Annotated in this window: 16 protein-coding genes; 5 read left to right on the top strand and 11 right to left on the bottom strand. The window is 74.0% G+C overall.

The window, feature by feature from the left end:
* The first annotated feature begins 131 nt into the window (after nt 1–131).
* The 5 genes from ACZ67M_RS01140 (at nt 132) to ACZ67M_RS01120 (ending at nt 5,810) form a co-directional block, all read left to right on the top strand.
* A complete protein-coding gene (locus ACZ67M_RS01140) occupies nt 132–1,097 on the top strand; it encodes a phosphatase PAP2 family protein (protein WP_469849077.1) in 966 nt (321 codons plus the stop codon).
* The gene (locus ACZ67M_RS01135) at nt 994–2,196 is read left to right on the top strand and encodes a hypothetical protein (protein ID WP_469849075.1); all 1,203 of its coding nucleotides are present in this window, start codon (nt 994–996) and stop codon (nt 2,194–2,196) included. The genes ACZ67M_RS01140 and ACZ67M_RS01135 overlap by 104 nt, the downstream gene beginning before the upstream one ends.
* Nucleotides 2,187–3,794 carry a hypothetical protein gene (locus tag ACZ67M_RS01130; RefSeq protein ID WP_469849074.1) on the top strand — a complete coding sequence of 536 codons (1,608 nt, stop codon included), beginning with the start codon at nt 2,187–2,189 and terminating at the stop codon, nt 3,792–3,794. Before ACZ67M_RS01135 ends, ACZ67M_RS01130 begins: the two co-directional genes overlap by 10 nt.
* Nucleotides 3,791–5,170: an AAA domain-containing protein gene (locus ACZ67M_RS01125; protein ID WP_469849072.1), complete on the top strand. Its 1,380-nt coding sequence runs from the start codon at nt 3,791–3,793 to the stop codon at nt 5,168–5,170. The genes ACZ67M_RS01130 and ACZ67M_RS01125 overlap by 4 nt, the downstream gene beginning before the upstream one ends.
* Nucleotides 5,171–5,261: 91 nt before the next feature.
* Nucleotides 5,262–5,810, top strand: a complete 549-nt coding sequence (locus tag ACZ67M_RS01120) for a MarR family winged helix-turn-helix transcriptional regulator (RefSeq protein ID WP_392008182.1) — start codon at nt 5,262–5,264, stop codon at nt 5,808–5,810.
* On the opposite strand, the gene ACZ67M_RS01115 is transcribed toward ACZ67M_RS01120, so the two are convergent.
* The 11 genes from ACZ67M_RS01115 to ACZ67M_RS01065 are packed head-to-tail and all read right to left on the bottom strand — an operon-like array spanning nt 5,789 to nt 15,920.
* Nucleotides 5,789–6,817: a Rieske 2Fe-2S domain-containing protein gene (locus tag ACZ67M_RS01115; RefSeq protein ID WP_392008180.1), complete on the bottom strand. Its 1,029-nt coding sequence runs from the start codon at nt 6,815–6,817 to the stop codon at nt 5,789–5,791. The genes ACZ67M_RS01120 and ACZ67M_RS01115 overlap by 22 nt on opposite strands.
* Before the next feature lies 1 nt (nt 6,818).
* Nucleotides 6,819–7,043: a recombinase-like helix-turn-helix domain-containing protein gene (locus tag ACZ67M_RS01110; protein ID WP_122619939.1), complete on the bottom strand. Its 225-nt coding sequence runs from the start codon at nt 7,041–7,043 to the stop codon at nt 6,819–6,821.
* 28 nt (nt 7,044–7,071) lie between these two features.
* Nucleotides 7,072–8,031, bottom strand: a complete 960-nt coding sequence (locus ACZ67M_RS01105) for a PDR/VanB family oxidoreductase (RefSeq protein ID WP_392235324.1) — start codon at nt 8,029–8,031, stop codon at nt 7,072–7,074.
* Between the two features lie 14 nt (nt 8,032–8,045).
* Complete coding sequence (locus ACZ67M_RS01100) at nt 8,046–9,677, bottom strand: thiamine pyrophosphate-binding protein (RefSeq protein ID WP_392008175.1); 1,632 nt, start codon at nt 9,675–9,677, stop codon at nt 8,046–8,048.
* A 9-nt stretch (nt 9,678–9,686) separates the two neighbouring features.
* Complete coding sequence (locus tag ACZ67M_RS01095) at nt 9,687–10,478, bottom strand: SDR family oxidoreductase (protein ID WP_392008172.1); 792 nt, start codon at nt 10,476–10,478, stop codon at nt 9,687–9,689.
* A gap of 57 nt (nt 10,479–10,535) precedes the next feature.
* A complete protein-coding gene (locus ACZ67M_RS01090; protein WP_469849068.1) occupies nt 10,536–11,288 on the bottom strand; it encodes a 3-oxoacyl-ACP reductase family protein in 753 nt (250 codons plus the stop codon).
* Nucleotides 11,281–11,802 (bottom strand): cupin domain-containing protein, encoded by a 522-nt coding sequence (locus ACZ67M_RS01085; protein WP_385798671.1) that lies wholly within the window; start codon nt 11,800–11,802, stop codon nt 11,281–11,283. Before ACZ67M_RS01085 ends, ACZ67M_RS01090 begins: the two co-directional genes overlap by 8 nt.
* A gap of 5 nt (nt 11,803–11,807) precedes the next feature.
* Nucleotides 11,808–12,611 (bottom strand): alpha/beta fold hydrolase, encoded by an 804-nt coding sequence (locus tag ACZ67M_RS01080; RefSeq protein WP_385798672.1) that lies wholly within the window; start codon nt 12,609–12,611, stop codon nt 11,808–11,810.
* The gene (locus ACZ67M_RS01075) at nt 12,608–13,408 is read right to left on the bottom strand and encodes an aspartate dehydrogenase domain-containing protein (protein WP_392103819.1); all 801 of its coding nucleotides are present in this window, start codon (nt 13,406–13,408) and stop codon (nt 12,608–12,610) included. The genes ACZ67M_RS01080 and ACZ67M_RS01075 overlap by 4 nt, the downstream gene beginning before the upstream one ends.
* A complete protein-coding gene (locus ACZ67M_RS01070) occupies nt 13,405–14,409 on the bottom strand; it encodes a VOC family protein (RefSeq protein ID WP_385798676.1) in 1,005 nt (334 codons plus the stop codon). Before ACZ67M_RS01070 ends, ACZ67M_RS01075 begins: the two co-directional genes overlap by 4 nt.
* Nucleotides 14,410–14,432: 23 nt before the next feature.
* On the bottom strand, nt 14,433–15,920 hold the full coding sequence (locus ACZ67M_RS01065; protein WP_469849066.1) for an aldehyde dehydrogenase family protein: 1,488 nt from the start codon (nt 15,918–15,920) through the stop codon (nt 14,433–14,435).
* Nucleotides 15,921–16,185 lie beyond the last annotated feature (265 nt).

Raw genomic sequence — 16,185 nt, 5'->3', positions numbered from 1 at the left:
ACCCGGGGGGCGATCCCGGCGTCTATCCGGTCCGAGGGCGCCCCGCGAGGCGGGCTCAGGGAGGCCGTAGAGTGGCACGTCCGTGTCAATCGAGGCGCGCGAGCAACGAGAGAAGGGGGAGGGCGATCGGATTGCCGCACACCGAGATACCGGGCAGCGAGGCGGCCCCCACGACTCGGCTGCGCTGGTGGACCGAGCTGCCGCTCATCGTCCTCGTGTACGCCTGCTACTCCGCCGGCCGCCTGCTCGTGCGGGGCGACGTCTCCGACGCCGTCGACCACGGCCTCGCGATCCTGAGCGTGGAGAAGGCGCTCTTCCTCAACGCGGAGCACCCTCTCAACCGGCTCTTCACCAGCGAGCCCTGGATAGGCATACCCGCCGACTTCTGGTACGCCTCACTGCACTACCTGGTCACCCCGGCGATCCTGATCTGGCTGTTCCGCTCCCGCGCGGTGCGCTACCGGGCCGCGCGCACCTGGCTGATGACGTCCACGTTCATCGGCCTCATCGGCTTCACGCTGATGCCGACCTGCCCGCCCCGGCTGCTGGACAAGAGCCACGGCTTCGTCGACACGATGGCCCAGTACAGCTCGTACGGCTGGTGGGGCGGCGAGGCCAGCGCGCCGCGCGGACTGGGCGGGATGACCAACCAGTACGCGGCCATGCCGAGCCTGCACGTGGGCTGGGCCCTGTGGTGCGGCGTGATCCTCTGGCGCTACGGCGGCAGCCGCCTGACGAAGGTGCTCGGCGTCGTCTACCCGCTGGTGACCACCATCGTGGTGATGGGCACCGCGAACCACTACTTCCTCGACGCGGTCGCGGGCGCGGCCGTGATGGGCGCGGGACTGCTGCTGACGCCCGTCGTACTGCGGATCTCCAACCGGGCGCGGACCCGGCTCATGGCCCGCTTCGCCTCCGGCGGCACAGCTGCCGCACCGGTCCCCGACGGCGCGGGTTCCCCGATTGTCAGTGGCGGATGCCAGACTTCCGCGGGTGAGCGATTCCCACGGCAGCGCGAACAGCGGTTCGAAGCAGGAGCCGAGCCGGACCCCGCCCCCTCGGACGCGGGGGACGAGACTCCGGCACCGGCTCGCTGAGCTGCGCGGGCCCGACGTACCCGCCAAGGCGCTGGACGCGCGCGCCCTGGCCGCCCTCGCCGCCAACCCGGGGTGCCGCAGGCGCGCGATCCTCGACGGCGCCGGGGTGGACAAGGCCGCGCTCGCGAGCGCGCTGGGATCGCCGTCCGTCTTCGGGCAGTCGCAGTTCGCCTTCATGCGGGGCAACGCCTTCGAGGCGCGGGTCAAGGCGGACGGCGGCGCCGAACTGCTGCGTCTGGTCCACGAGAAGCTCGACCGGGGCGCCGAACCGCCCGCCGGCGCGCGGGTGCCCGACCTCTCCGCGAGCGGCCCCGAGGGGCGCGCGGCCCGGACGTCGCTCGCCCTGCGCGAGGCCACCGGCACACCGGGCGCCTGGACGCTGCTCGACCATCCGATGCTCGCCCTGGAGGTCGCGGGTTCCCCCGCCTTCCTGGAGCCGGACGCCGTGGTGGTGCACCCGGACGGCAGCTGGACGGTCGTGGAGATCAAGTCCTTCCCCATGCTGGACGGCGCCGCCGACCCCGCGAAGGTCGGCGCCGCCGCGCGGCAGGCCGCCGTCTACGTCCTGGCCCTGGAGCGGGTCGCCGCGCACCTGGACCCCGCCCCGCGCGTGCGCCACCGCGTCCTGCTGGTCTGCCCCAGGGACTTCTCCAACCTGCCCACCGCGTCCGCGGTCGACGTGCGCAAGCAGCGTGCGGTCACCGACCGCCAGCTGGCCCGGCTGACCCGGATCGAGGACATCGCCGACGAGCTGCCCGACGGCGTCTGCTTCTCCCCCGGGCTGCCGGCGCAGGAGCTGACGGCGGCGGTCGAGGCGGTCCCCGCGACCTACGCGCCCGAGTGCCTGTCCGCCTGCGAGCTGGCCTTCCACTGCCGCGCCCGGTCCCGGGAGGACGGCGCCGTGACCTGCCTGGGCCGCCCGGTCCGGGCGGAACTGGGCGGGCTGGCCACGGTCGAGGACGTGCTGGCCGCGGCCCGCGGGGAGGCCGGCGACCCGGACGACCCGGCGGTGGCCGCGCTGCGCCGGGCGGCCCGGCTGCGCGCGGAGGCGCTGGTGGCGGCCGGCGCCGGGGACGGCGGGGTGGCCGGGTGTCACTGATCACCACGCTCGCCCGGCTGGAGGCCGTGCGCACCGGCGCCGCGCAGACCGCAGCCACCGTCCGGCACCGGCACCTGTCCGACCGTCCGCTGGTCTTCGTCCCGCTGATCACCGCCGGTGAGGCCGGTGCCCCGCTCGGCGCGCTGGTCGGCACCGACCGGGACGCGCCGCGCCTGCTGGTGGTGCCCCAGCCCCGCGACCGCGACCTGCGCTTCGCGTTCCTGGCCGAGCTGGCGGACATCGTGCTGCCGCACATCGAGGCGTGCGCCGACGCCGTGGAGGCCGCCGAGCGCACCGAGACCGACCCGGAGACGGGCAAGCGGGTCAAGGTCGAGGTGGACCTGTGCGCGGACGCCGCGCAGCTGGTCGTGCCGAGCCGCGCGGGCATCGACTTCGTCCGGCTGCTGGGCCGCTCCATGCGCTTCCGCCGTACGGCGGAGCAGGACCCGCAGACGCCGCACCCGGCGCCGCCCAGGGTGCCGCTGCTCGGCCGTTGGCTCACCCACTACGGCGAGCGGGCCCGGGTCCCGGGATCGTCCCTGCTCCTGGCCATGACCGACCTGCTGGGCCGGCACTGGGCGACCGGCCAGTCCACGCTGGAGGACCAGCACCTGGGCGCGCTGCTGGCGTGGATCTCCCCCGCCGACGAGGGCCTGACCGGCGCGGAGGCGGCGCGCCGGGCCGAGCTGGCCCGCGACGCGGAGGGCCAGTTGCTGTGCCCGCCGGCGGGACCGGCGACCGACCCGGCCTTCGACAACCGGCTGCTCGCCCCCGCCATCGAGCGCTACGACCGCGCGCGCACCGCGTTCGCCGCCGCCGAGGACGGTCTGGAGGCCGACGACCGGCTCGGCGCGCTCACCGCCGCGGAGCGGGAGATCCGCGCCCTGGTCGAGAGCCGTACGCGGCCCACCTGGGAGTCGGTGTGGCGGGGCCTGGACCTGCTGCGGGAGCTGCCGGCGGGGGCGCACGTCGACGACCGCTGGACCCGCGACCGCTGGTCGTTCACCGCGCACCGGGACCGGGTGCTGGCGGGCGAGCCCCCGCAGCCGCGCCGCGACGACGCGGTGACGGCGGCGAACAAGCTGGCCACGCGCGAGCGCGAGCAGGCCCGGCTGGAGGCCCAGGAGGCGCTGGACGATCCGCTGGTGATGGCCGGGCGGCGGCTGGCCGGGGAGGCGTTCGCGGGCGAGGTCACCGACGTGGTGATGGCGTACAGCGAGAGCAAGCGGCCCAGTCCGCGTCCGCTGGTCACGGTCCGCACGGACGACCGGCCGCACCTGGGCGAGCGGGTGCGGGTGTACCGGTCGCTGGGCGGCAAGCCGCAGGCGGCGGAGTACGCCGGTCCGGCGGGTGATCCCGGCGACGGGACGCTGGTCCTGCGGATCGTGGACAAGATGGGCCGCGGCAAGGAGCCGGAGGCGGGGTCGGTGCCGGAGAAGGGCGACCGGGTCTGCTTCACGCTCTTCGAGCACGAGCAGCGGGGCGGCGCGAAGCTCCCCGACCCGGAGGAGACCCCGTGGACGCACGGGGGGCCGCCCGGTGAGGCGGCCGCCGTGCCGGAGGCCGCCGACGCCCAGACGGAGGAGGACGTGCTGTGACCGCCGACGCCACCACCACCCCGCTGACGCTGACCGCCCCCGGCGCCCCGGCCTTCGACCCGGGCGCCGAGGCCGCCCGCGCCACCGCGGCGATCCTCCACGACACCCTGCACGGCACCGAGCGCGGGGTCGTCGTGGATTCCCCGCCGGGCGCCGGCAAGTCCACGCTGGTCGTCCGGGCGGCGCTGGAGCTGGCCGAGGCCGGCCGCACCCTGATGGTGGTGGCGCAGACCAACGCCCAGGTGGACGACCTGGTCCTGCGCCTCGCCGAGAAGAACCCCGAGCTGCCGGTGGGCCGGCTGCACAGCAGCGACACCGACGCGTACGACAAGGCGCTCGACGGCCTGGCGAACGTACGCACCTCGGCGAAGGCCGCCGACCTCGCGGGCCTGGCGGTCGTGCTGTCCACGGCAGCGAAGTGGGCGCACGTCAAGGTGGACGAGCCGTGGCGGCACGCGATCGTGGACGAGGCGTACCAGATGCGCTCGGACTCCCTGCTGGCGGTCGCCGGGCTCTTCGAACGGGCGCTGTTCGTGGGCGACCCCGGCCAGCTGGACCCGTTCGCGACGGTGGGCAGCGAGCAGTGGGCGGGCCTGGCGTACGACCCGTCGGCCTCCGCCGTGACGACCCTCCTCGCCCACAACCCCGGCCTCCCCCAGCACCGTCTTCCGGTCTCCTGGCGCCTGCCGGCCTCGGCGGCCCGCCTGGTCTCGGACGCGTTCTACCCGTACACGCCGTTCCGCAGCGGCACCGGCCACGGCGACCGGAGCCTGGCCTTCGCGGTGCCGTCGGACGGCTCGGGCCCCGACCGGGTGATCGACGAGGCCGCGGCCTCCGGCTGGGGCCTGCTGGAGCTGCCCGCCCGGCACACCCCGCGCACCGACCCGGAGGCGGTGCGTGCGGTGGCGTCGGTGGTCCGGCGGCTCCTGGACCGGGAGGGCGCGGCGGTGTCGGAACGCTCGCCCGATCCCGTCCCGTTGACCGCCGCCCGCGTCGCGGTCGGCACCGCGCACCGGGACCAGGCCGCCGCGGTGCGGGCCGCGCTGGCCGACCTCGGGGTGAGCGACGTGACCGTGGACACGGCGAACCGGCTCCAGGGCCGGGAGTACGACGTCACGGTCGTCCTGCACCCCCTCTCCGGCCGCCCCGACGCCACCGCCTTCCACCTGGAGACGGGCCGCCTCTGCGTCCTGACCTCCCGCCACCGGCACGCCTGCATCGTCGTCTGCCGCGAGGGAGTCGACGGGCTCCTGGACGACTACCCGTCCACGGAGCCGGTCCAACTGGGCACGCTGGTGAAGTTCCCGGACGGCTGGGAGGCGAACCATGCGGTACTGGCACACCTCGCGGAGCACCGGGTGACCTGGCACCCCTGACCGACCCTCCGGAACCCGCCCGCCGGAGAGTGGGAGCAATTCCCTTAGGGCTAAGATTTCCGCACCATAATCTACGCCGCGAGGGGAAGACATGGCTCAGGGCAGGGCCGCCAGGCGGCCGGATGCTGTGGCGGGGATCGTCGGGGACTGGGCCCGCGAGCGGCCCGAACTGGACACCTCGCCCCTGGAGGTGCTCGCCCGGCTGCACCGGTCGTATCTCCAGTACCAGTCGCGGATGACCGCGCGGCTGGACGAGCACGGGCTGTCCGTCGCCGGTTTCGACGTGCTCACCGCGCTGCGCCGGGCCGGGGCCCCGTACCGGCTGACCGCCGGGCAGCTCGCGGCCTCCGGGCTGGTCTCCTCGGCCGGGGTCACCCTGCGGCTCGACCGGCTGGAGAAGGACGGCCTGCTGGTGCGCGAACGCGACGCCGAGGACCGGCGCGTGGTGTATTCACGGCTCACCGACGCCGGGCTGCGGAAGGTGGACGAGGTGTTCAGCGAGCACCTGGAGAACGAACGCCGGATGCTCGGCGGACTCTCGCCCGCCGAGCACCGCCAACTCGGCCGTCTGCTGTCGAAGTTGGAGCGTTCGATCGTGGACTCCGACGACGCCCCCGCTCAGCCCGCCGGGACGGACTGAGCCTTCGACTGCCGCCCGGCCTGCGCCTGGTAGAGGCGGCGCAGCCGGACCACGCCCAGGTCGTGCTGGTAGAGGTTCTCCCGCTGGTCGGCGTCCGCGGGCATGCTCTCCAGGATGACGCGGTCCTGCTCCAGGACCTCCCAGTGGCGCTCCTCGATGAGGGTCTTGTAGAGGAACCGCCAGGTGTCCCGCTGCCAGTCGCTCACCTTGCGGTACCGCCAGAAGAAGACACCGGTGCGTCCGGCGTCCACCGGGCAGGCCATGCCGACGATGCCGAAGGGCCCCCCGGGGCCGGCCGACGGCGGGTACGGGATGGACAGGTCCACCCAGTCGACGCCGGTGTGGCACAGCTCGACCCAGTCGAAGTTGACGCCCCGCTGGTCGGTCTTCTCGAAGAAGTAGCCCCGTCCGGTCTCCCGGATGCGGAACTTGGCGGTCGTGTCACCGGCGAACATGGTGTGCGACTCCGAGTGCAGGAACGCGCCGTGCATCGGGTCCAGCAGGTTCTCCATGGCGAACCGCCACGGCACGTTCCACTCGGCGTAGCAGAGGAACGCGGAGATCTCCTCGTCGGCGAGTGGTTCGGGCAGGGTGAGTTCCACCGGGTCGGGGTGCTCCTCGTCGCCGAAGTAGGCGAGGATCGCGCCGCCGACCTCCCGGACGGGCAGTGAGGTGACGAGGGTCTTGCCCTCCAGGTTGCAGCCGGGCAGGCCGGGCACCGAGGTGACCGTGCCGGTGCCGTCGACCTCGACGCCGTGGTACCAGCAGGCGACGCGGTCGCCCAGGTGCTTGCCGAGGGAGAGGGGCGCGCCGCGGTGGGGGCAGCGGTCGGCGAGCATGGAGAGGCCGCCGTCGGACTTGCGGAAGAGCAGCCAGTCCTCGCCGAGCGCGGTCACCCTGCGCATGTCTCCGGGCGAGACGAAGTTCGAGGGCACGACGGGGTGCCACTGGTTGCGCAGGCCGTGGGCGTAGATGTGGTCGGCGGTGTCGTGGGTCGAGAGGGTCATGTCAGGCTCCCAGGCGGTGCATCTCGGCGCGGAAGACGTCCTCGGTCCAGGGCTCACCCGTGGGGGTGCGCAGCTGGCGGGAGTTGAGGCCGTCGACGACGTCGGTCAGGTCGTGGCCGTCCTTGGTGAAGATGTCCTCGAGTGTGCGGGCGAGCTTCAGCTCGTAGGGGGTGGGCTCGTGGTCACGGGTCTGATGGGGGTCCAGGAAGGGCCAGGTCTCGGGCACGGCGATCTCCGTAGGGAAGTCAGGGGGTTCAGAGGTTCAGGACGAGGCGGTCCGAGGCGCAGCGCGAGACGCAGATCATCATCGTCTCGCCGGTGGCGCGCTCGGTGTCGCTGAGGAGGAAGTCGCGGTGGTCGGGGGTGCCGGCCAGGACGCGGGTCTCGCAGGAGCCGCAGATGCCGTCCCTGCACGACGAGGCGACGGCCAGTCCGGCGTTCTCGGCGGCCTCCAGGATCGAGGTGCCGCCCTCCACGCGCAGGGTCACGCCCGAGGCCCGGCACTCGACGTCGAAGGCGCTGTCGTCGCCCTCCCGCGCCGCCGCGGCCGGTGCGGCGAAGCGCTCGGTGCGCACCTGCCCCTCCGGTGCCGCCTCCTCGACCGCCCGCAGCAGGGGCTCCGGGCCGCAGCAGTACACCAGCGCGTCGGCGGGCAGGTCCGCGAGCGTGCCGGTGACGTCGATGTGTCCGAGTTCGTCCTGCGGCACGAGGGTCACCCGGCCGCCGCCGAGCGCCGCGAGTTCGCCGCCGAACGCCATCGAGGCGCGCGTACGGCCGCCGTGGACGAGCCGGTACTCAATGCCGTCGCGCTGTGCCCGGCGGGCCATCGCCAGGATCGGGGTGATGCCGATACCGCCGGCGACGAAGACGTAGGAGGCGGCGGGTTCCAGGGCGAAGTGGTTGCGCGGCCCGGCCACCCGCACAGTCTGGCCGGGCCGCAGCTTGGTGTGCACGTGGCGCGAACCGCCGCGCGAGGCCGGTTCGTCGAGGATGCCGAGGCGGTAGACCCCGCCGTCCTCCGGGTCGCCGCACAGGCTGTACTGGCGGACGTGGCCGCCCACGTGCAGGTCGAGGTGGGCGCCGGGCGCCCAGGGGGGCAGCGGCTTGCCGTCGGGGTGGACCAGCTCGACGGAGAGGACTCCCTCCGCCTCCCAGGTCGTGCGGTGGACGAGGAGGTCCAGTTCCTGCTCTTCGGCGGCTTCGGTGGCGCTCATGTCGGCGGGCCTCCCTACCGGGTGGGGATCTTGACGGGCGGGGTGAACGGGTTCTTCATCGGGCCGAGCGCGGCCAGGTCGACCTCGACGAGGGTCGGGCCGTCGGAGGCGACGGCCGCGTCGATCACCTTGGCGGCCTCGCTCGCGTCGCCGATCCGCGCGTACGGCAGCCCGCAGGCGGCGGCGAGTCCGCCGAAGTCGGGCGTGAACAGGTCGACGCCGGAGCGGCGTTCGGTGTAGGTGGCCTGCATGTTGCGCAGGACGCCGTACCCGCCGTCGTTGAAGACGATCAGGGTCAGGCGGGGCCGCTCCTGGGCGAGGGTGAGCAGTTCGCCCAGGTGGACGGCGAGTCCGCCGTCCCCGGCGATCACGACGGTCGGCTCGCCGGGGCGGGCGAGGGCGGCGCCGATGCCCATGCCGAGGCCCTGTCCGATGCCGCCGCCGCGCGGGAAGACGTTGGCGCGCGGGTCGTGCATGGGCAGCAGGCGGTTGCCCCAGGACGAGGACGGGATGGTCACGTCCCGGGCGACGACGCTGCCGCGGGGCAGGGCGGCGGCGAGGGCGTCGCAGATCGCGGCCTGGGGTCCGATGCCGTCGTGCAGGGCGGCGCGGACCTCGTGGCGCACCCGGCGGACCCGGTCGGTCCAGTCCGCGTCGGCCCGTACGGCGGCGTCGGTGAGCCGGGGCAGGACGGCCTCGGCGTCGCCGTGGAGACCGTGCCGGGCGGGGTAGACCCGGCCGAGGGCGGCGGCGTCGACGTCGATCTGGATGTGCGCCTCGGGGATGCGGAGCCCGTAGTCGGCGGTCTCGTTGGAGCGGAAGTGGGTGCCGACGGTGACGACGACGTCCGCGTCGGCCAGGAGCGCGCGTCCGGCGGGGGTGGTGGCGAAGTTGCCGATGACCAGGTCGTGGTCCTCGGGTACCGAGCCGCGCCCGGAGTTGGAGGTGAGCAGGCCGGCGCCGGTCGCCTCCAGCAGGGCGAGCAGTTCGGCGCGGGCGGTGTTCGCGCCGCCCCCGGCCCAGATCAGCGGGCGTCGGGCGGTGGCCAGCAGGTCGCGTGCCGCGGCCAGCCGGGACGCGTCCGGCACCGGCGCCTCGGGGGCGGGCGCGGTTTCGCCGTCGTCCTCCTGGGCGGCGTACTGGAGGTCGATCGGCCACTCCACGCTCGCGGGCCCGCCCGGCGCGGTGCGGGCCGCGGCGGACGCTTCGCGCAGGACGCGGCCGGCCTCCCGCGCGGAGGTGATGGTCGCGGCGTACTTGGAGACCGCGGCGAGCATGCCGAGCTGGTCCTTGGTCTCGTGGATGAAGCCGCGCCCGCTGCCGAGGTGCGCCGTCTCGACCTGCCCGGTGACGTGCAGGACCGACGTCCCGGAGGACAGGGCCTCGATGAGGGAGCCCGCCGCGTTGCCGGCGCCGGTGCCGGTCGAGGTGAGGGCGCAGCCGAGGGAGCCGCGGGCCCGGCCGTAGGCGTCGGCGGCGTTGACGGCGCTCGCCTCGTGCCGCACCGGCACGAACCGCAGGTCCGGGTCGGCCTCGACGGCCTCCACCAGCGGCAGGTTGTGCACGGACACGATGCCGAACACGGTGTCGACGCCGAGGGACTTGAGATGGGCGGCCAGGAGTCCGCCACCGTGGTCGTAACGCATACGAACTCCTCAGAGGATGCCGCGGCCGACTCCGCCGCAGACGTCGATGCTGGTTCCGGTGATGTAGGAGGCGCGCGGCGAGAGCAGCGAGACGATCGCGTACGCGACCTCCTCGGCGCGGCCGAGCCGCCCCAGCGCGATGCCCCGGTCGGCGGCGATCTCCGCCTGCCACTCCTCGTAGGTGAGGCCGCTGCCGGCGGCCGCGTGGCGGCGGGTCCACTGCCCGGTGTCGACCAGGCCGAGGCAGACGGAGTTGACGCGGATGCCCTCGGGGGCGAGTTCGCGGGCCAGGGAGGCGGAGAGGTTGAGGATGCCGGCGCGGGCGGCGCTGGTCGTGATCAGCCGGGTCTCGGGCTGTTTGGCGAGGACGGCGTTGACGTTGACGATCGCGGCGGCGTCGGAGGCCCGGAGGTGGCCGCGGGCGGCGCCGAGGGGGTTGAGGACGCCCGCGAACTTCAGTTCCAGTTCGTCGCGCCAGTCGTCGGCGGTCGTCTCGTCGAGGGCCTTCATCCGGGACTGGCCCGCGTTGTTGACGAGCCCGTCGAGGCGCCCGCCGAGGTGGGCGGCGGCGCGCTCGGTGAAGTCCCGTACGGCGTCGGCGTCCCGGACGTCGCAGACGCCGGTGTGGAGCCGGTCCGGGCCGGCGCCGAGGCCGGCCACGGCTTTGGCGAGCCGGTCGGCGTCCCGTCCGCAGGTCGCGACGCGGGCGCCCTCCGCGAGCAGGGCCCGGACCGTGGCCAGGCCGACGCCGGAGCTGCCGCCGGTGACCAGGACGGTGCGGTCGGCGAGGCCGAGGTCCATGGGGTACTCCTTGCAGACGGACGTACGGATGTACGGATCTCTGTGTGTGGGCCGGTTTCAGTGCATGGTGAAGCCGCCGTTGACGGCGACCACCTGCCCGGTGAGGTAGCCGGACTCCAACCCGAGCAGGAAGGAGACGAGCCCGACCAGGTCGTCGGGCCGCTGCGGCCGGGGTATCGCGCGGTTCGCCGCGTACAGGGCGTGGCGTGCGGCCGGTACGGTCTCGGTCGCCTCGACCTCGGTCAGTCCCGGCGCCACGGCGTTGACGGTGATGTCCCGCTCGCCCAGTTCCCGGGCCATGGCGCGGGTCAGGGCGAGGACCGCGCCCTTGGAGGCGATGTAGTGGGCGAGGCGCGGGGAGCCGTAGAGGGCCGCGTCCGAGGCGATGTTGACGATCCGTCCCGGGCGGGACATCAGCGGCAGCAGGTGTTTGGCGACGAGCCACGGGCCGCGCGCGTTGACGGTCATCAGCCGGTCCCAGGTCTCGACGTCGATGTCCTGGAACTCCCGGCCGCCGACGCCGTTGGCCAGCGCCGCGTTGTTGACCAGGCCGTACAGGGGCCCGCCGGCCGCGACGCGGGCGGCCAGGGCCTCGACCGAGGCGGGGTCGGCGACGTCCAGGGCGACGGACTCGGCCGTGCCGCCGGCGTCCCGGATCGCCGCCGCCGTGCGGGCGCCCCACTCCGGGTTCAGCTCGGCGACGACGACCCGGAACCCGTCGGCCGCCGCCCGGCGGGCCATGGCCTCCCCGAGGCCACGGCCCGCGCCGGTCACGACGACCGTACGGCGCCCGTCGGAGGGGTCAGTCACGGGTGACGCCGTACAGCGGGGAGTACTCGGGGTACGTCGGCACCTGCGGCTTCCGGGTGCCGATGATCACGCAGAACAGCGCGTCCGTGTCGCCCTCGTTCTTCAGCGAGCGGGTCACCCCGGCCGGGACCACGATCATGTCGCGGTAGCCCAGCGTGCGGTACTCGGTCTCGTCGGGACCGCGGTGGATGCCGACGCGGACCTCGCCCTCCAGGACGAAGAACGCCTCCTCGACGTCGTGGTGGGTGTGGGCCGGGCCCTCGGCGCCGGGCGGCAGCAGCATGTTGGAGAAGGTGAAGCCGCCGGAGGGGAGGATCCGGCCGTCGTCGTCGTGGTTGCCGGTGGCGCCGGAGCCGACGTAGCGGATCTGCGCCCGCTTGTACTGCGGGCCCGCCTTCTCCTGGAAGGAGAGGGTGCCCCAGTCCGGCTCGCGGGAGGCCTTGGAGGCGATCAGGGAGTCGGTGTACTTGGCGAGGTCCGAGCCGTTGTCGTAGTCGTCGGTGGTCAGCGGCATGGTGATCAGCCCTTCCGGGTGCGGGTGTCGGTGACGATGTGCAGGTGGGAGAGCAGCCAGGCGTTGAAGTGCTCGGGCTGTTCCTGGTTGGCCAGGTGACCGGCGTCCTTGACGATCACGTAGGCGGTCCGGTGCAGACCGCCGGCCAGGACCTGTGAGGCGTCGGGGCCGGTGATCCGGTCCTTCTCCCCGCACAGGACGAGCGTGGGCGCGGCGACCCGGGCGAGTTCGCCGCGCAGGTCGGTGCGGGCCATCGACTCGGCCGCCTGCCGGTAGCCGGGCGGCCGGATCGAGCCGGCCATGGTGTCGACGACCCGCCGCACCAGTTCGGGCGGCGCGTCCTCGGAGACGAGGCGGGGGCCGCGCTTCTCGGCGAAGGCGCGCGGGCCGAGGCTCTCCAGCTCCGGGACCCGGGCGCGCATGGCGGCGGCCTTCTCGGGGCTGGTGCCGGAGCCGGGGGTGGAGTCGGCGACGGTGAGGGAGGCGACGAGGTCCGGGTGCCGGGTGGCGAGCCGCAGCCCGATCACGCCGCCCCAGGAGACGCCGACGACGTGTGCCTCGGTGTCCCGCGCGCGGATGACGGCGGCGGCGGTGTCGGCGTAGTCGTCGAGGGTGAGGTCGTGCTCCGGGTCGGCCGACTCGCCGTATCCGGGCGCGTCCCAGGCGACCATCCGGTGGTTCGCGGCGAGCGCGCCGGTCTGCGGCGCGAAGGCGGCGGACGAGGAGCCGATGCCGTGCAGGCACAGCACCAGCGGCCCGCTGTCCCCGGTCTCCGCCAGGTGCAGCCCGGCGAGGTCGTGGGCGGTCACAGGATCTGCCCCCGGCGTCCGGCCAGCGCGGCGAGCGAGCGCAGCACGGCGTACGGCACGACCTGGCTGGTGGCCGGGTTGGCCGCGTCGGGGAGGTGGCGGACCTCGAAGCGGTACGAGCCGTGCGCACCGCTCGCCTCGATCACGTGGGAGGTGTGCGTGACGGCGGGGTCGGCGACGACCCTGACCCGTACCGCGTCGAGGTCCCCGACCGCGAGCGCCACGGAGGCGGCGACGTTGGTGGACTTGGGGAACTTGGCGGGTACGTCGCGCGCGGTGCCGGCCATGACCTCCACGGGGCCGGTCGCGGACCGCAGCCGGGCGAGCGACTCCTCGTCCATCCAGGGCTGTTCGAGGGTGGCGGGCAGCTTGGTGGTGGTCAGGGTGACCTCGCCGAGGGGGCCCATGGCGCGTACGGCCTGCAACAGGTCGAGCCCGCCGACGGCGCCGCCGGTGAAGTAGACCCGGCCGGGCCCGGTGGCGAGGAGCCGCTTGGACAGCTCGTCGTCGGTGAGCGCTCCGGTGGACGCCACGAGCAGGTCGGTGCCGGACGCGAGGACCGCCTCGCCCCATTCCCGTACGACGCCCTGTCCGGCCGCCTCGACGATCAGGTCGCAGGAGGCGAGGGCCTGCTCCACGGTCAGCTGGGGTGCGGGGACCGCGTCGCCGAGCGGGCGGTTGTCGACGATGCCGGTCAGTTCGGCTCCCGGCACCTCTCCGGCGGCGAGCGCGCCGCCGACGACGCGTCCGATGGCGCCCCATCCGATGAGGCCGACCTTGCGTGGGCCGTTGTTCATGCCGCTGCTCCTTCGGCGTCGGCGGGGGCGTCGGTACGGGTGTCGGTACGGGCGTCCACCGGTGGTGCGGCGACGGGGCTGCCGTCGGGGGTGCCCGCCATGTGCGCCCGGATCCGCTGCGAGGGCGGGCCCGCGGTCCCCCACAGGTCGGACAGCTCGGGGGTGCGCCGCCACACCTTGCAGATCCAGGTGTCCTCGACGATCTGGGCGACCTCGGTGGTGTACTCGCAGACCAGGCCCGTGGGGTCGGTGAAGTACGAGAACGTGTTGTTGCCGGGGCCGTGCCGGCCGGGGCCCCACTCGGGGGTGATGCCGTGGTGCCGGAGCCGGCCGAGGCCGCGCATGAAGTGGTCCAGCGAGGTCATCTCGTAGGCCACGTGGTTGAGGGAGACCCACGGTGCCTGGTTGAAGGCGACGCAGTGGTGGTCGCTGCCGCAGCGCAGGAACGCCATCTGGTGCTCGGACCAGTCGGAGACGCGCATGCCGAGCACGTCGCGGTAGAAGGCGACGGAGGCGTCGATGTCGGGGGTGTTGAGCACGGCGTGGGTGACGCCCACCGGCAGGGACGCGTCCCGGCCGCGCGCGGTGACCGCCCAGGTGTCGGCGGAGAGTTCGACCAGCCGTCCGTCGAGGTCGTGGAAGCGCAGCCCGTAGCCGCCGCCCACCTGGTCGAGCGGGCCGGGTTCGGTGACGAGCGCGATGCCGCGGGCCCGGAGCCGGCGCGCGGCCTCGTCGATCTCGGCCGGGGTGCCGAGCGCGAAGACGAGACGGCCCAGGCCGATCGTCTCGGAGCGGGTCAGGCGCAGGGCGTGGTGCTCCTCGCCGGTGCCGCGCAGCCAGCTCGCGCTGTGTTCGGCCTCGACGACCTGGAGGCCCCACACCTCCTCGTAGAAGTCGACGGCCTCGGCGTAGTTCGGGGTGAGCAGTTCGACCGAGCGCAGGGCGCGCAGGCGGCCGATCGGGGGGTGGGTCGTGGCGGGGGCGGTCGGGGGGTGGTTCATGGCGGGATCTCCCGTGGTGTGGGTCAGTTGGCCCAGGGCAGGGGCGTGGAGTCGGTGCCCCAGTACAGGGACTTCTGCCGCTGGTAGGCACGGATCAGGTCGCGGCCCTTCTCGACGCCGAGCCCGGAGTCCTTCACCCCGCCGAAGGGGGTGGAGACGGAGAACTGCTTGTAGGTGTTGATCCAGACGGTTCCGGCCTCGATCCGCCGCCCGAGCCGCCAGGCGGCCCGCGCGTCCCGCGTCCAGATGCCGCAGGCGAGCCCGAAGACGGAGTCGTTGGCCTGCGCGACCAGTTCGTCCTCGTCCTCGTAGGGCAGGGCGACGAGCACCGGGCCGAAGATCTCCTCCTGGCAGACGCGGGCCGAGTTCGGCAGGGAGTCGATCACGGTCGGCAGGTAGTAGGCGCCCTTCGCGTACCGCTCGCCCTCGGGTACGGCGCCGCCGCACAGCACCCGGCCGCCCTCCTCGCGGGCGAGTTCGACGGCCGCGGCGACGCTGTCGCGGTGCGCGTGGTGCACGAGCGGCGCGACCTGTGTGCCGGGGGCGGTACCGGGGCCGACGCGCAATTCGCGCACCCGCCGGACGAGTTCCGTGACGAAGGAGACGTACCGCGAGGCGTGCACGAAGAGGCGTGAACCGGCGATGCAGGACTGGCCGCTGGAGGAGAAGATCCCGTACATGACGCCCGCGAGGGCCTGTTCGGCGTCGGCGTCCTCGCGCACGATCGTCGGCGACTTCCCGCCCAGTTCGAGCGAGGCGGGCACGAGCTTGTCGGCGGCCACGTGGGCGATGGCGCGTCCCGTGGTGGTGCCGCCGGTGAAGCCGATCCTGCCGACCAGCGGATGTCTGGCGATCGCGTCGCCCACGACGCTGCCGCTGCCCGGCAGGACGGCGAGCAGCGCGGTCGGCAGTCCGGCCTCGGCGAGGACCCGGTGGACGAGGCGCCCGAAGGCGAGGGAGACCAGCGGCGTCCACTCGGCGGGCTTGAGCAGGACGGCGTTGCCGCCGGCCAGGGCGGGTGCGGTCTTCTGCGCGTCGGAGGCGATCGGCGAGTTCCACGGGTTGATCGCGCCGACGACGCCGATCGGCTCGTAGGTACTCATCGTGAGGTACGGGCCGCGCGAGGGGGTGAGCGCGTCCTCGCCCGTCTCCAGGGCGGCGGCCGTGTACCGGAAGGTGCCGGCGGCGCTCAGCGCGAGGGCGCGGGTCTCGCCGAGGGTCTTGCCGGTGTCGGCGGTCTGGAGCGCGGACAGTTCGTCGGCGTGCTCCTCGATCAGGTCGCCGATCCGGTACAGGACGCGGGCCCTGCGGTGGGGCGGGAGGTCGCGCCACTCGGGTGCGGCGGCGGCCGCGGCGGCCGCCTGCGCGGCCTCGTCCACGTCGTCCGCCGAGGCGGCGTGGACGGTGGTGAGGACGCGGCCGTCGGCCGGGTCGACGGTGTGGATCGGACGTCCGCCGCCGCGTCGCCACTGCCCCGCGATGAGTATCTCGTCGGCTGGGATGCGCGGCATGAAGGGCCTCCGGGTGGGACGTGTCTAAGTGCTAGACATCTAAGGGCTTAACTAATTTCCCCGCAAGGGGCCGCCGTCGGGAATTTTTGACGACGTCAGGAGTAAGCCTTGCCTAACCTCGGCCGGCTACCGGTAGAACTTAAGCGCTGAGACATTCAGCGCCTACATAAGTAGGGCGCGCACCTCTCCAGCCCTCACCGCCGCCGGCACGCGGTCGCTCCGCCGTGCCGTGCGGCCCGAACCGTCCCGTGCGGGCCTGTACCCT

It is taken from the genome of Streptomyces sp. NPDC107500, from assembly GCF_055582785.1.
The sequence above is the reverse complement of the archived record's forward strand: the minus strand, read 5'-3'. Positions and strand labels throughout refer to the sequence as shown.